At 35.6% G+C, this 15226-nt stretch carries 13 protein-coding genes; 11 read left to right on the top strand and 2 right to left on the bottom strand.

The features are described from left to right. Positions 1 to 45 precede the first annotated feature (45 nt). From ilvA to BN1225_RS01370, 5 genes are all read left to right on the top strand, one after another. Complete coding sequence (gene ilvA / locus BN1225_RS01390; protein WP_041138036.1) at positions 46 to 1254, top strand: threonine ammonia-lyase; 1209 nt, start codon at positions 46 to 48, stop codon at positions 1252 to 1254. 253 nt (positions 1255 to 1507) lie between these two features. Next, complete coding sequence (carB, locus tag BN1225_RS01385) at positions 1508 to 4726, top strand: carbamoyl-phosphate synthase large subunit (protein WP_041138035.1); 3219 nt, start codon at positions 1508 to 1510, stop codon at positions 4724 to 4726. 129 nt (positions 4727 to 4855) lie between these two features. Further along, the gene (locus BN1225_RS01380) at positions 4856 to 6391 is read left to right on the top strand and encodes a gamma-glutamyltransferase family protein (RefSeq protein ID WP_041138034.1); all 1536 of its coding nucleotides are present in this window, start codon (positions 4856 to 4858) and stop codon (positions 6389 to 6391) included. A 58-nt stretch (positions 6392 to 6449) separates the two neighbouring features. Next, the gene (locus BN1225_RS01375) at positions 6450 to 7460 is read left to right on the top strand and encodes a lactonase family protein (protein WP_041138033.1); all 1011 of its coding nucleotides are present in this window, start codon (positions 6450 to 6452) and stop codon (positions 7458 to 7460) included. Positions 7461 to 7571: 111 nt separating this feature from the next. After that, positions 7572 to 8045: a QueT transporter family protein gene (locus tag BN1225_RS01370; protein ID WP_197066516.1), complete on the top strand. Its 474-nt coding sequence runs from the start codon at positions 7572 to 7574 to the stop codon at positions 8043 to 8045. 46 nt (positions 8046 to 8091) lie between these two features. Here BN1225_RS01370 and BN1225_RS01365 read toward each other — a convergent pair whose 3' ends face one another. Together BN1225_RS01365 and BN1225_RS01360 are read right to left on the bottom strand one after the other, a co-directional pair. Further along, positions 8092 to 8562 (bottom strand): cupin domain-containing protein, encoded by a 471-nt coding sequence (locus BN1225_RS01365; RefSeq protein WP_041138031.1) that lies wholly within the window; start codon positions 8560 to 8562, stop codon positions 8092 to 8094. After that, positions 8562 to 8996: a hypothetical protein gene (locus BN1225_RS01360; RefSeq protein ID WP_041138030.1), complete on the bottom strand. Its 435-nt coding sequence runs from the start codon at positions 8994 to 8996 to the stop codon at positions 8562 to 8564. Before BN1225_RS01360 ends, BN1225_RS01365 begins: the two co-directional genes overlap by 1 nt. Before the next feature lie 397 nt (positions 8997 to 9393). Here BN1225_RS01360 and speD point away from each other — a divergent pair, with 397 nt between their 5' ends. The 6 genes from speD to BN1225_RS01330 all read left to right on the top strand — a co-directional run bounded on the left by speD (position 9394) and on the right by BN1225_RS01330 (position 15209). Then, positions 9394 to 10164 carry an adenosylmethionine decarboxylase gene (speD, locus tag BN1225_RS01355; protein WP_041138029.1) on the top strand — a complete coding sequence of 257 codons (771 nt, stop codon included), beginning with the start codon at positions 9394 to 9396 and terminating at the stop codon, positions 10162 to 10164. Beyond that, positions 10157 to 11608 carry an aminotransferase class I/II-fold pyridoxal phosphate-dependent enzyme gene (locus BN1225_RS01350; RefSeq protein WP_041138028.1) on the top strand — a complete coding sequence of 484 codons (1452 nt, stop codon included), beginning with the start codon at positions 10157 to 10159 and terminating at the stop codon, positions 11606 to 11608. Before speD ends, BN1225_RS01350 begins: the two co-directional genes overlap by 8 nt. Beyond that, complete coding sequence (speE, locus tag BN1225_RS01345; protein WP_041138027.1) at positions 11608 to 12447, top strand: polyamine aminopropyltransferase; 840 nt, start codon at positions 11608 to 11610, stop codon at positions 12445 to 12447. The genes BN1225_RS01350 and speE overlap by 1 nt, the downstream gene beginning before the upstream one ends. 11 nt (positions 12448 to 12458) lie before the next feature. Beyond that, on the top strand, positions 12459 to 13664 hold the full coding sequence (locus tag BN1225_RS01340; RefSeq protein ID WP_041138026.1) for a saccharopine dehydrogenase family protein: 1206 nt from the start codon (positions 12459 to 12461) through the stop codon (positions 13662 to 13664). Between the two features lies 1 nt (position 13665). Next, positions 13666 to 14796 (top strand): carboxynorspermidine decarboxylase, encoded by a 1131-nt coding sequence (nspC, locus tag BN1225_RS01335; protein ID WP_041138025.1) that lies wholly within the window; start codon positions 13666 to 13668, stop codon positions 14794 to 14796. Positions 14797 to 14858: 62 nt separating this feature from the next. Continuing rightward, entirely contained in the window at positions 14859 to 15209 is a 351-nt protein-coding gene (locus tag BN1225_RS01330; protein ID WP_041138024.1) for a DUF6054 family protein, read from the top strand. The last annotated feature ends 17 nt before the right edge of the window (positions 15210 to 15226 follow it).

Raw genomic sequence — 15226 nt, 5'->3', positions numbered from 1 at the left:
ATAAGGGTATTGTGCTATACTATTAAAAAACGAGGGGGATATTTTATGCTTAAATTAGAAAATTTTAAGGAAGCCAAAAACAGATTAGATCCGGTTTTGGTGAAAACAGCGTTAATCTACAGTGAACCGTTTTCTAATGAAAGTGGCAATGATGTATATATTAAACCGGAAAACTTGCAGCGTACAGGGTCTTTCAAATTAAGGGGGGCATATAATAAAATCTCAAAAATGGATCCAGAACTTAAGAAAAAAGGCTTGATAGCTTCTTCTGCGGGAAATCATGCTCAAGGAGTAGCTTATGCTGCACATCAAGCAAATGTAGACGCTACGATTGTAATGCCCGCGCATACGCCGCTGATCAAAGTTGAAGCAACAGCTTCTCATGGAGCCAATGTTGTATTGTATGGAGAGGTTTATGATGAAGCTTATGGTAAAGCCTGTGAATTGCAGAAAGAACACGGCTATACCTTTGTTCATCCTTTTGACGATGAGGATGTTATTGAAGGGCAAGGTACGATCGCACTGGAGATTTTAGAAGAATTGCCGAATACGGATATCATTTTAGTTCCTGTAGGCGGAGGCGGATTAATTTCAGGGATTGCCTGTGCCGCAAAACAAATGAATCCTCATGTGAAAATTATAGGTGTGGAACCCGATGGAGCAGCCAGTGCTTTAGCAGCTATTGAACAGGATGAAGTAGTTACTTTAAAAGATGCAGTTACGATAGCTGATGGTACAGCGGTAAAAAGAATAGGGGATATTCCTTTTCAATATATTCGTGAATATGTTGATGAAATTGTAACAGTATCAGATTATGATTTAATGAAAGCCTTTCTGGTTCTGATTGAAAAGCATAAATTAGTTGCGGAAAACTCAGGTATACTTTCATTGGCTGCATTAAAGAAACTTAATGTTAAAAATAAAAAAGTCGTATGTTTAATCAGCGGCGGAAATATTGATGTGAAGAATATCTCTTCTATGATTAATAAAGGGTTGGTAGCCAGAGGCAGAATTTTTACATTTACTGTGGAATTACCTGATGTTCCAGGGCAATTGGCAAAAGTTTCTAATTTATTGGCAGCTTTAAATGCTAATGTAATTAGTCTTGAACATAACCAGTTTATTAATCTTCCTCGTTTCTCCGAAGTAGAACTGCGTGTAACTTGTGAAACAAATGGTGAAAAACATATTAAACAGATTATTGACGGATTTAAAGAAAATGGATTGGAAATTAAAACCGTAAACCAAGATTAAGCAGGGATTCCTGCTTTTTTTATGGATCGTGACTTTTGTTTAATTTGTTGTTGCATATTTGATACAATTCTACTATAATGTATAAGAATAAGAAAGGAATGAGGAGAATGAAGTATTTATTAGATCGTGCATTAGCATTCAATTTGAAAAAACACTTCTGTTTTCCTCATTTTTTATAGTTCATTTAATAGACATATCATTTTATTTGATATGTTTTTTTGTGAATTAAATATAAGAAAATGGAGGACAAATTATGCCAAAGAGAGAAGACATTAATACCGTATTAGTTATTGGTTCAGGACCGATTATTATTGGACAGGCCTGTGAGTTTGATTATTCAGGTACACAAGCTTGTAAAGCTTTAAGAAGCTTAGGTTATAAGATCGTGTTAGTTAATTCAAATCCAGCAACGATCATGACAGATCCTGAGATTGCCGATGTAACGTATATTGAGCCTTTAAATTTGGAAAGGGTAACCCAAATTATTGAAAAAGAAAGACCCGATGCATTGCTGCCAAACTTAGGTGGACAATCAGCGTTGAACCTCTGTTCAGAATTAAATGAAGCAGGTGTACTGGAAAAATACAATGTACAAGTATTAGGAGTACAAGTTGATGCGATTGAAAGAGGCGAGGATCGTCTGGAATTTAAAAAGGCGATGAACGAATTACATATTGAGATGGCTAGAAGTGAAGTTGCCAATACTGTTGATGAAGCATTAGCGATTGCTGAAACATTAGGATATCCGGTTGTTGTTAGACCTGCATACACAATGGGGGGAGCCGGAGGAGGACTTGTTTACAATGTGGAAGAGTTGAAAACAGTTGTATCTCGCGGATTGCAAGCAAGCTTAGTTCACCAATGTTTGATTGAAGAGTCAATCTTAGGATGGGAAGAATTAGAAGTAGAAGTAGTAAGAGATGCCAACAATAATATGATTACAGTATGTTTTATTGAAAACATCGATCCATTAGGTGTTCATACGGGAGATTCATTCTGTAGTGCTCCTATGCTGACGATTTCTCAAGAAGTACAAGATCGTTTAAAAGATCAGGCATTTAGAATTGTTGAATCCATCGGTGTTATCGGGGGGACAAATGTTCAGTTTGCTCATGATCCAGTATCTGACCGTATTGTTGTTATTGAAATTAATCCAAGAACTTCACGTTCAAGTGCATTAGCTTCCAAAGCTACCGGATTCCCAATTGCTTTAATTTCAGCTATGTTGGCAGCCGGGTTAACATTAGAAGATATTCCATGTGGAAAATATGGCACTTTAGATAAATACGTACCAGATGGTGAATATGTCGTTATTAAGTTTGCAAGATGGGCTTTTGAAAAATTCAAAGGAGCAGAAGATAAACTTGGAACACAAATGAAGGCTGTTGGAGAAGTTATGAGTATTGGTAAAACATACAAAGAAGCTTTCCAGAAGGCAATTCGTTCATTAGAAATCGGAAGATATGGCTTAGGTTATGCAAAAGATTTCAACAACTTATCAAAAGATGAACTATTACAAATGTTAGCCACTCCAACAAGTGAAAGACAATTTATCATGTACGAAGCTTTAAGAAAAGGAGCTACTGTTGAAGAATTATTCGAGTTAACTCAAATTAAACATTATTTCATTGAACAAATGAAAGAGTTGGTTGAGGAAGAAGAAGCAATTAAAGCTTATAAAGGTAAATCTTTACCTGCAGAAGTATTAAAACAGGCAAAACAAAATGGTTTTTCAGATAAATATCTAAGTCAGGTTTTAGATGTTACAGAAGAAGAAATCAGAAAAGAAAGATTAGATAATAATATTAAACAAGCTTGGCTTCCAGTTCACGTAAGTGGTACAAAAGATAGTTCTTATTATTATTCTACATATAACAGTGCTGATGAAAGCCATATTCATCATGACAAACAAAAAGTAATGATCCTAGGTGGAGGACCAAACAGAATCGGTCAGGGTATCGAATTTGACTATTGCTGTGTTCATGCTACATTGGCTTTAAAGAAATTAGGATTTGAAACAATTATTGTTAACTGTAATCCTGAAACAGTTTCAACAGATTATGATACATCAGATCGTTTGTATTTTGAACCGTTGACATTGGAAGATGTATTGAGCATTCATGATAATGAAAAACCTGTAGGTGTTATCGCTCAATTTGGAGGTCAAACACCACTTAATTTAGCGGCTCAGTTAAAAGAAAACGGAGTTAACATCTTAGGAACAACTCCGGAAACAATTGATATGGCAGAAGATCGTGATTTATTTAATGCGATGATGGAAAAACTTGATATTCCAATGCCGGAATCAGGAATGGCAGTCAATGTTGAAGAAGCATTAGAAATCGCTAAAAGAATTCATTATCCATTGATGGTAAGACCATCTTATGTATTAGGTGGACGTGGAATGGAAGTTGTGTATGATGATGAAAGCTTAACACAATATATGAAAGCGGCTGTAGGAGTTACGCCTGATCGTCCAATTTTAATTGACCGTTTCTTGAACAATGCAATGGAATGTGAAGCAGATGCCATCAGTGATGGAGAAAATGTATTTGTTCCGGCAGTTATGGAACATATCGAATTAGCTGGAATTCACTCTGGAGATTCAGCATGTATCCTGCCTTCTAAACATATTCCAATGCGTCATTTAGAGACAATTAAAGAATATACCAAAAAGATTGCAAAAGAAATGAATGTTCGTGGATTAATGAACATGCAGTATGCTATTGCAGATGATAAAGTTTATGTGTTAGAAGCTAATCCAAGAGCTTCAAGAACAGTACCTTTAGTATCTAAGGTTTGTAATATCAACATGGTAAGAATTGCGACCGACATTATTACCAGAGAATTAACAGGAAGAGCGTCTCCGGTACCGGAATTAAAAGAGAAAAAAATTCCGCATATCGGTGTTAAACAGGCGGTATTCCCATTCAATATGTTCCCGGAAGTAGATCCGATCTTAGGACCAGAAATGAGATCAACAGGCGAAGTATTAGGATTGGGCGGATCATATGGTGCTGCTTACTATAAAGCCGCTGAAGGAGCTAAAACTATTTTGCCAACTGAGGGAAAAATTTTGATCAGTGTTAATGACTTAGATAAGCCTCAAGTGGTTGATCTTGCAAAAGGTTATTATGATGCTGGATTTACACTGGTTGCAACAGGGCATACTTATGATTTAATCTCTAAAAACGGAATTCCAGTTGAAAAAATTAAAAAGATTCATGAAGGCAGACCAAATATTATGGATGCCCTAACAAATGGAGAATTAGCAATGATTATCAACACTCCTCATGGAAAACAGAGTGCAGATGATGATAGTTATATTCGTAAAAATGCCATTAAAATGAGAATTCCATACGTAACAAATATTGCTGCAGCAAAAGCTTCATTAGAAGGAATTATGGAAATGAAAATTCATGGCAGCCATGAAGTTAAATCTTTACAGGAATATCATTTATCAATTAAATAAAATAAATAGTGCTTAAAGGAAAATCCTTTAGGCATTATTTTTTATCCTCAAGTTCAAATTCTGAAAAACAATAAAGAAAGAAGAATACAATAGTATAATAAAATAGAACTTTAAAGGAGGATATTGGGAATGCTAGTCACGGGAAAAAATGGGATGGTGTCATCAGCACATTGGCTGATTAGTGAAACCGGAATAAAAGTATTGCGTAACGGAGGAAATGCCATTGATGCCAGCGTTGCAATGGCATTAAGCGCCGGAGTCGTTCTGCCTGATATGTGCGGAATTGGCGGAGATGCTTTTATGTTGTATTATCATAAACACTCAAAGAAGCTTTATGCAGTAAATGGGAGTGGTGAAATACCAAAACGCTATGATATTAAAACACCTATACAGCAGCATGGTATGACATCGGTTACGGTTCCAGGGTGTGTAAGTGTATTGTTTACGGCTTTAGATCAGTGGGGGACACAGCCGTTTGAAGAACTGTCAGGAGATGCCATCAGATATGCACGAGAAGGAATTGATGTTCCGAGTAAAGTAGAAAGACATATGCATACAGATCTTTCTGAATTAAAAAAATATAATGCATCACGTTTGTACTTAAATAAAGGTAAACCGATGACCTCAGAAGATAAATTAATCAACGAGGACTACGCAAAAAGTTTAGAATATTTGAATAAACATGGAAATGATGGTTTCTATAAAGGAAAGTTAGCTAAAAAAATCGTTCAGTACAGCAAAACGCATGGAGGGTATTTTGAATTAGATGATTTTAATCATTATCAATGTGAAATTATTGAGCCGATAAAAATCAATTATAGAGGTTATGATGTTTTTCAGACACCGCCGGTATCTCAAGGCTATGTACACTTACAAGAATTGGCAATTTTAAATCAGATCGATATGGCATCATTGACCTCGACACAAAAGCTTCATGTGCAAATTGAGGCAAAAAAACTGGCGTTTCATCATCGTGAAACGACGTTTAATAATATCGAAGAAGAATTATCAGCAGAACGTTCAAAAGAATTAGCTGGTCAAATTGATTTAAACAAAGCAAATAACGAGATTGATGATCCCTATGCACAAAACAATGGACATACCACTTCTTTTGTTGTAGTAGATCAATGGGGAAATGCATGTTCATTTATTTTGAGTGTCGCCGGAACTTGGGGAAGCATGGAAGTTGTTGATGGAACAGGAATCCTATTAAACAACCGTGCGGGCGTTGGGTTGAACACGCATCATGGACATCCAAACTGCATTGAAACAAGAAAAAAAGCAGTGCATACATTAAATACTTGGATGATTTTTGATCATGAACATTTAAAATATGTTGGGAATACCCCAGGCGGTGATTATCAGGTTATGTGGAATATGCAGATGGTCAGCAATTTAATTGATGAAAAGAAAAATGCATTTGAGACGGTGGATTCTATCAAGTGGCGTGCGAATTATAAAAATGGGAAACACCAGATAGAAATAGAAGAAAATATTTCCGAGGAAATAGTGGAAGAACTCAAAAAGATGGGACATGATATTGTATTGATTCCAAAATATAGTGCTAGTGGAGCAAGTGAAATTATACAAGTATTTGAGGATCATTTAGAAGGTGGTTGTGATCCGCGCTGTGACGGACAGGCAATTCCTGTTTATAAATTTTAAAATAGTTATCTTTTTAAGGGATAAATTGATATAATTAAATTAGTAAGGGGGGAAAACGATGACAACGTTTTACGTAGGAAGTTATGGCAAGCAAAAAGGAATCTATGTTTGCAGTATTGATGAAGCAGGACACTTAGACTTAAAAAATAAAATTGAAACAACGGATTTTGCTTCTTACTTGATAAAAGAAGATCAGTATTTGTATGTTGCATATAAAAATGCGACTAAAAAGCCTAATGGAGGAGGAATCGGCAGTTTTGAAGTAGTGGGAGATACTTTGAAAGAATTAAGCCATTGCAGTTCTCATGGACGATCATATACACATCTTTGTTTAGATCCAAATAAAAATTATATTTATGCCGCTAACTATCATATTGGAACAACTGTAGTTTATCGATTGGAAGATCATAAGGTGGTAGAAAAAACATGCGTTGTTTATCATCGAGGGATGGGACCGGATTTATTTAAACGTCAAACACAGCCACACCCTCACTACGTTGGAATTACACCGGAGAAAAAATATTTATACAGTGTAGATCTTGGTAGTGATAAGATTGTTCTCTATCATTATGGAGACGGAAAGATTGAAGAAAACGAGAATCTTTGCATCAATGTATTGCCAGGCAGCGGTCCTCGTCATATGATTTTTTCTAGTAATGGAGAACATGCGTATTTAGTCAATGAAATTGCTAATAACATTATGGTATTTGACTGTGGCAGTGACGGGATTGTCTTAAGACAAAAAATTTCCTGTCTGCCTCATGGCTTTAACAAAGCAAGCTCAGCTGCTGCGATCCGTATGAGTGAGGATGAAAAGTATTTGTTTGTTTCAAATCGAGGACATAATTCCATTGCCATGTATAAAATAAGTCAGGAAACCGGAAAAATTGGATTAATCGGTTTTTATGAGGTAGGAGAAAATCCTCGTGATTTTAATGTAATCGGAAACTATCTGGTGGTTGCAAGTCAGAATAAAAACCGTTTAGAAGTCATGAAAATCGGAAATGATGAATTAATCTGTTTAGATCAGCACCTCTCTATACCGGGGCCGGTTTGTGTCTGCAAGTAGCTATTTAATAGCTGCTTTTTTATTGACAAAAGAAAAAGAACTCGCTAGAATAATTATGTTTTCAATGAGGTGACATACAAGTGGAAACAAAAACTGAAAGGAGCGAATTTGTTGAAATTTAATACGAAATTAATTGCCCAAAATGCGATTATAGCTTGTATTTATACAGTTTTTACACTTGCGATTGCACCATTAGCCTATTCTGAAATTCAATTTAGACTATCAGAGATCATAGTTTTTTTAGCCTTTTATAATAAGAAATATATACCAGGTTTAGTCATTGGATGTTTTATTGCTAATATTCCCTCTACTTTAGGATGGTTTGATATGGTTTTTGGAACATTCAGTACTTTGTTGGTCTGCATTGCAATGTATAAAATGAAAAATAAATATTTAGCTGCATTTGTAGGGGCTCTCATTACCGGTGTAATCATTGGATTTGAATTGCATTTGGCATTTGGGTTTCCATTTATCATTAACGCAGTCTATGTTTGGATAGGAGAATTGGCAGTTTTACTCATCGGGGCTGTTTTATTTGAAACCTTATCTAAAAATAGAAAATTTATGGATTATATAACAAAATAAAAACTTAGCAGAATTCTTTGGTTTGAGAATTCTTGACTAAGTTTTTTTATTCCCCTTCGTAATAATCCGCTTGTTCTTCTTCTTTATAAAACTGACTTGAAACATTATGTTCAATAATACCAATTTTTTTAGAATGTGGATAATGCAAGACATCAGGGGAATGGGTCGTATCAAAATCAACATAAGTAAGTGGTTCAGAAGATGAACTGTTAAATAATTGATGTCCGCCCTTTTTGCCAGAGGGACACACGATAATATCTCCGGTTTTGATTGAAGTAGATTCTTCCTCTGTAATTAATAATCCCTCACCACTGATGATATAAAATGCTTCTGTATTAAAATCATGATAGTGCAGAGGATAATTATATTTTTGTGGTGGTATTTCATAAAAGCAGATATATGCCTGCGAAAAATCCTGGCGAGGAGTGACCTCATATTTATAATATTCATACGGTTTGTGCTCATCTTTATGATGGGCGATAAGCTTTTTTTGATTGGTCACGATAATGCCTGACATTAATACTCCTCCTTTTCATTATTGTTTTCAATATACCTTTGAATATGAGAATCAGGATAACCGAGCAAACGACCAAATTTATAGGCAATGTTTTCTCTAACTTCCTGATAATGCTTATTCGCAATAGCCTGTTTCTTTGCTTCCTTTAATTCCTTATATTTTTCAATGGCTGCTTCATCACGATAAAAAATAATATTGTACGTATTCAGGTTTAATGATGCAGCAAATAAATCAGTGATTAAAGGGTCATTATCTAAGTAATAATAGTTTTCATATTGTTTTGTTATTTGGTTAACAAAGGGAATAAATACTTCACGTTCCTGCGGCGTTTTAAAAGGATGTGCCAGAGCCATCGGCTTTAAACCGGCTTTTACCATTTCATTAAAACAATCCATAATACCACATTGATAAGAAAATGAATCTATTTTATACATAAGTCTCACCTCTTTAAAATTATAGCATAAGTTTATTAATATGAAACAATTTGTTTAATATATTTAAAAATATATTGACAAGAAATTTCAAAATGGATATACTGAGTTCGTGATAACAAGAAGCTATTTCATACATCACACTAATTTTGGAGAACGCATCTTGGCGTTCGATAAGAACATACGAAATAAGTTATTTCTTATTTTTGACCACACGACAGTGTTAAAGGCCAGACGGACAGCCGGGTCAAAAGCCGATTTTAGACAGGTGTAAACTTGTGACTATACTAAGTATTAATGCTTGGATTAGATCAAGAGATGAAATGGTGAACTATTATTTTCAGCTATCTTAATCGCAGGCATTGCCTGCGTTTTTATATTATACAATGGAGGAACCGTTATGGATGGAAAATTAAAATTATATGGCTTCAATAACCTGACTAAGACTTTAAGCTTCAACATATATGATGTATGTTACGCTAAAACCAAACGGGAACAGCTTGATTATATTAAATATATTGATGAGCAGTATAACTCTGAGCGATTAACCAATATTCTTTGTCAAGTTACGGAAATGATAGGGGCAAAGGTATTGAGTATTTCTAAACAGGATTATGAACCACAAGGAGCCAGTGTTACACTTATGATCTCCGAAGAATTCAAGATTAATAATAACGGCAATGGGGAAAGCATTGTAGGTCACTTAGATAAATCGCATGTTACAGTGCATACTTATCCCGAATATCATCCGGAAACATCCATTGCTACTTTTAGGGTAGATATCGATGTATCAACCTGCGGTGAGATTACTCCTCTTGATACCCTTGATTATCTTATTCAAAGCTTTGATTCAGACATTATTACTATTGACTATCGGGTACGTGGATTTACGCGAGATTTAAATGGCAAAAAATGCTTTATTGACCATGATATCACCTCTATTCAGGATTATATCGATGATAAGATAAAAAGGAAGTACGATGCAGTCGATGTGAATGTTTATCAGTCTAATATTTTTCATTCCAGACTACTGATCAAAGATATTATCTTACAAAATTATTTATTTAAAATAGATACGTATGAATTAACCCCAGAAGAACGGTTGCAGATTACACAGAGTTTAAGAAAAGAAATGATAGAAATTTATAGTGGGAGAAATATATATGATTGAGGATCAAAGACGTGCTCCTATATATGAAGCACTTAATGAATATAAGCGTAACCGCATTGTCTCTTTTGATGTGCCGGGACATAAACAAGGAAGAGGAAATAAACGCTTAACAGATTTCTTAGGACAAGCTTGTTTGGATGTCGATGTCAACTCGATGAAACCTCTTGATAATCTATGCCATCCGACTGGAGTTATAAAAGAAGCGGAAGAACTAGCGGCAGAGGCTTTTGGTGCTGCTCATGCTTTCTTCATGGTGAATGGAACATCCAGTGCGGTTCAAGCAATGATCATGTCCGTTTGTAAGCGTGGAGATAAGATTATCATGCCACGTAATGTTCACCGCAGTGCCATCAATGCCCTGATTATTACTGGGGCCATTCCTGTCTATGTCAATCCGGGGATGTCTAAAGAGATTGGAATTTCCCTTGGAATGAAAATAGCGGATTTAGAAGCTGCAATAAAAAAACATCCTGACGCTAAAGCCATTCTTGTAAATAATCCAACCTATTACGGAATTTGTTCAAATCTAAAAAGAATTGTGGCTTTAGGGCATCAATCAGGCATGAAAGTATTAGTGGATGAGGCACACGGGACACATCTTTATTTTGGTGAAGATCTGCCTGTCAATGCAATGGCAGCAGGAGCAGATATGGCAGCTGTCAGTACACATAAAACAGGAGGAAGTTTGACACAAAGCTCATTGCTTCTTTTAGGTAAGGCAATGAATGCGGATTATGTGAGACAGGTAATCAACCTGACACAAACGACTTCAGGCTCATACTTGTTGATGTCTTCAGTGGATATTGCCAGAAGCGAATTAGCGATTCATGGAAAAGAAATCTTTAAAAAAGTAGTCGAAATGGCAGATTATGCTCGTCAGGAAATTAATAAAATACAAGGACTTTATGCTTTCAGTCGAGAATTATGCAACGGTGATGATCTTTATGATTTTGATATAACAAAGCTTTCTATTCATACTCGTCAAATGGGATTAGCTGGAATTGAAGTCTATGATATATTAAGAGATGATTTTGATATACAAATAGAATTTGGGGATATCGGTAATATCTTAGCGATTATTTCCGTAGGAGATCGCCCCTTTGAAATTGAGCGTCTGATCGCTGCTTTAGCCGAAATCAGTCGAACGGCTTCAAAAGATCCCAGCGGACTCTACGATCATGAATATATTGATCCGGAAGTGGTTTATTCCCCTCAAGCTGCATTTTATGCCAATAAGAAAGCTGTAGCGATTGAGGAAACCGAAGGGATGGTATGTGCGGAATTTGTGATGTGTTATCCTCCGGGCATTCCTATTTTGGCTCCAGGAGAAAAAATAACGAAAGATATTTTAGAATATATTGATTTCGCTAAAGAAAAAGGATGTGTATTAACCGGAACAGAAGATATGGACTTAAATTATTTGAATATAGTGGAGGTGGAGTAATGGAATTATGGTACAGTGAAAAACATACAGACGACGTTAAATTATCCATTCGTGTAGATGAACATCTTTATAGTAAACAAAGTGAATTTCAGCGTATTGATGTTTTAAAAACCTATGAATTTGGAAAAATTCTGACACTCGATGGGGTTGTCATGTTGACAGAAAAAGATGAATTTATTTACCATGAAATGATAGCTCATGTGCCGATGGCAGTTAATCCGCAAATTAAAAAAATCTTAGTGATTGGTGCAGGGGATGGCGGTACGGTCAATCAATTAATTCGTTATCCATCCATTGAAAAAATTGATGTGGTGGAAATCGATCGATTAGTAGTAGAGGTGTGTAAACAATATTTTTCAATAGCTAAGAGTTTTAATGACCATAGAGTCACTATATTTTACGAGGATGGATTAAAATTTGTCAGGACGGTCCATAATGAATATGATTTAATCATAGTCGATTCAACTGACCCCTTTGGTCCCGGTGAGGGATTGTTTACAAAAGAATTTTATGGAAACTGCTATAAGGCATTAAAAGATAATGGTATTTTAATTAATCAGCATGAAAGTCCTTATTACAGTGAAGATGCTTTGGCAATGATGCGTGCTCATCGAAAGATTGCTTCGACATTTGAACTGGCAAAAGTCTATCAGGCACATATCCCCAGCTATCCATCTGGTCATTGGCTATTTGGATTCGCTAGTAAAGGGATGGACCCTGAAACAGATGTATCATCTTGGAATAAACTAAACTTAAAAACAAAATATTATAATACAGAGTTACATAGCGGCTGTTTTAAACTGCCGACTTATGTATTGGATATGTTAGAAAAACATTAGGAGGAAGAAAAATGGCAAAAAAAGCTTTAATTATTGGCGCTGGAGGCGTTGCAGGGGTGGTAATTCACAAGTGCTGTCAGCATAGTGATGTGTTTGGTGAAATTATGATCGCAAGTCGTACGAAGTCAAAATGTGATGCATTTAAAGAAGCATTAAAAGATAAAACAAAAACAATTATTCATACTGCCCAAGTGGATGCGGATAAAGTAGAAGAATTGGTTGATTTGATGAACGCATTTAAACCGGATATCTGCATAAATGTAGCATTACCTTATCAAGATTTAACCATTATGGATGCCTGTTTAAAATGTAAAGTTGATTATTTAGATACAGCAAATTATGAGCCGTTAGACACAGCAAAATTTGAATATAAATGGCAATGGGCATATAAACAGAAATTCGAAGAAGCCGGATTAACTGCAGTTTTGGGATGTGGATTTGATCCCGGTGTGACTGGTATTTTTAGTGCCTATGCTTTAAAACATGAGTTTGATGAAATTCATTATATAGATATTTTAGATTGTAATGGCGGAGATCACGGTTATCCTTTTGCGACTAATTTTAATCCGGAAATTAATATCCGTGAAGTAAGCGCAAATGGCAGCTACTGGGAAGATGGTAAATGGGTAGAAACAAAGCCAATGGAAATTAAAAGAGAATATGATTTTGCTGAAGTAGGGAAAAAGGATATGTATTTGTTGCATCATGAAGAACTGGAGTCTTTAGGAATCAACATTCCGGGAATTAAAAGAATTCGTTTCTTCATGACTTTTGGAGAGAGCTATTTAACACATTTAAAATGTTTGGAAAATGTCGGAATGACATCTATTGAGCCTATTGAATTTGAAGGAAAGCAAATTGTTCCATTGCAGTTTTTAAAAGCAGTATTGCCGGATCCTGCAAGTTTAGGACCGAGAACAGTAGGTAAGACAAATATCGGATGTATTTTCAGTGGTGTAAAAGATGGAAAAGAAAAAACGTATTATTTATACAATGTGTGCGATCATCAAGCCTGCTTTAAGGAAGTGGGATCACAAGCGGTTTCTTACACAACAGGAGTACCGGCGATGATTGGAGCGATGATGGTATTGACAGGAAAATGGAAAAAACCGGGCGTGTTTAACGTTGAAGAATTCGATCCTGATCCATTCATGGAACAGTTAAACGAATGCGGACTGCCATGGCACGAATCTTTTAATCCGGTGTTGGTTGACTAATATGATTAATTTTAATCAATACAAAACTCCATCTTATATCATTGACGAAAAAAAATTAATATCTAATCTTGAGACTCTATCTGACATTAAAAAACGTACAGGCTGCCATATATTATTAGCGGCGAAAGCTTTTTCAATGTACAGTGTGTTCCCATTAATTGGAAAATACCTTGACGGAATTACTGCCAGTGGAATTAATGAGGCACGCTTGGGGTATGAGGAAATGGGAAAACAGGTACACATCTTTTCCCCGGCTTATATTCCGCAAGATTTTGATGATATTTTACATTACTGTGACCATATTGTTTTCAATTCATTTAATCAGTGGGAAATGTACAAGGATAAAGTGGATCATGCATCTAAAAAAATAAGCTGCGGATTACGCATTAACCCCGAATATTCTGAACAGGATCACGGAATCTATGATCCTTGTGCCAGTCATTCTCGTTTGGGAATCACTCTTGAACAATTTAAAAAAGGTCAGCTTGATGGGATTGAAGGTCTGCATTTCCATTCCCTTTGTGAACAAAATTCAGATGTTTTATGGCGTACATTGCAAATTATCGATCAGCATTATGGGACTTATTTAAAGAAAATGAAATGGATAAATTTTGGCGGCGGGCATCACATCACAAAAGAAGGCTATGATATCGAAACCCTTATCAAGTGTATTGAATTTATGCAGGAAAAATATGAGTTAAATGTATACTTGGAGCCTGGGGAAGCAGTAGCCCTTGACGCTGGATATTTAGTTTCCTCAGTACTTGATTTTAATGTCAATGGAGTGATTAACTGTATCCTGGATACTTCCGCTGCATGTCATATGCCCGATGTATTGGAGATGCCTTATCGTCCGCGCATTATTGGCGGTGATTTACCTGAAGTTCTGCCCTATAGTTATTTATTGGGAGGACCAACATGTCTTGCCGGGGATGTGATTGGGGAATATTCCTTTAATCAGCCATTGAAGATTGGTCAGCGCATTGTTTTTGAAGATATGGCAATCTATTCTATGGTAAAAAATAATACATTTAATGGGATTAATTTGCCAAGTATTTATTTACATAAAGTAAATGGAGAAGATGTTTTGATTAAAGAATTTGGTTATGATGATTTTAAATCAAGATTATAACAGGTGCAATGCATCTGTTTTTTCATATGCAAATAGTGTAAGATAGACATAGGAGGCATTCTATGGCAAAATATACAACGCATTTTCAGGGAAATTTTAAAGAGGTTATTGAATGTTTAAAACAAGAGATTATGGCAGGCAGTTTTACAGCTTCATTGGAAGAAGAAAGCTACATCAACTTGAACGGAGTAGATTGCGCAGTATTGGTTTTTGAACGTTATAGTTATACGGGAAGCAATCGTGTAAGTTTGAATATCACAATTTTAGCTGATCAAAAAGAAGTGTATATTATTGGTATATCAGCGGGTGGCAGTCAAGGTATGATCTTTAAGTTCAATACATTCGGTGAAGAAGCATTCTTAGAAAAACTTCAAGAAGCAATTGAGAAATATATTAATAAGACTTCATATTAGCGAAGTCTTTTTTTGCC

This window comes from Beduini massiliensis, from assembly GCF_000829905.1.
Classification (GTDB): domain Bacteria; phylum Bacillota_I; class Bacilli_A; order Erysipelotrichales; family Coprobacillaceae; genus Beduini; species Beduini massiliensis.
Note: the sequence above shows the minus strand (reverse complement) of the source record. Positions and strands in the feature narration are given on the sequence as shown.

Excerpts from the sequence above, each read along its gene's own strand:
- ilvA (WP_041138036.1), top strand. The coding sequence starts at position 46 with ATGCTTAAATTAGAAAATTTTAAGGAAGCCAAAAACAGATTAGATCCG.
- carB (WP_041138035.1), top strand. The coding sequence starts at position 1,508 with ATGCCAAAGAGAGAAGACATTAATACCGTATTAGTTATTGGTTCAGGA.
- BN1225_RS01380 (WP_041138034.1), top strand. The coding sequence starts at position 4,856 with ATGCTAGTCACGGGAAAAAATGGGATGGTGTCATCAGCACATTGGCTG.
- BN1225_RS01375 (WP_041138033.1), top strand. The coding sequence starts at position 6,450 with ATGACAACGTTTTACGTAGGAAGTTATGGCAAGCAAAAAGGAATCTAT.
- BN1225_RS01365 (WP_041138031.1), bottom strand. The coding sequence starts at position 8,562 with ATGTCAGGCATTATCGTGACCAATCAAAAAAAGCTTATCGCCCATCAT.
- BN1225_RS01360 (WP_041138030.1), bottom strand. The coding sequence starts at position 8,996 with ATGTATAAAATAGATTCATTTTCTTATCAATGTGGTATTATGGATTGT.
- speD (WP_041138029.1), top strand. The coding sequence starts at position 9,394 with ATGGATGGAAAATTAAAATTATATGGCTTCAATAACCTGACTAAGACT.
- BN1225_RS01350 (WP_041138028.1), top strand. The coding sequence starts at position 10,157 with ATGATTGAGGATCAAAGACGTGCTCCTATATATGAAGCACTTAATGAA.
- speE (WP_041138027.1), top strand. The coding sequence starts at position 11,608 with ATGGAATTATGGTACAGTGAAAAACATACAGACGACGTTAAATTATCC.
- BN1225_RS01340 (WP_041138026.1), top strand. The coding sequence starts at position 12,459 with ATGGCAAAAAAAGCTTTAATTATTGGCGCTGGAGGCGTTGCAGGGGTG.
- nspC (WP_041138025.1), top strand. The coding sequence starts at position 13,666 with ATGATTAATTTTAATCAATACAAAACTCCATCTTATATCATTGACGAA.
- BN1225_RS01330 (WP_041138024.1), top strand. The coding sequence starts at position 14,859 with ATGGCAAAATATACAACGCATTTTCAGGGAAATTTTAAAGAGGTTATT.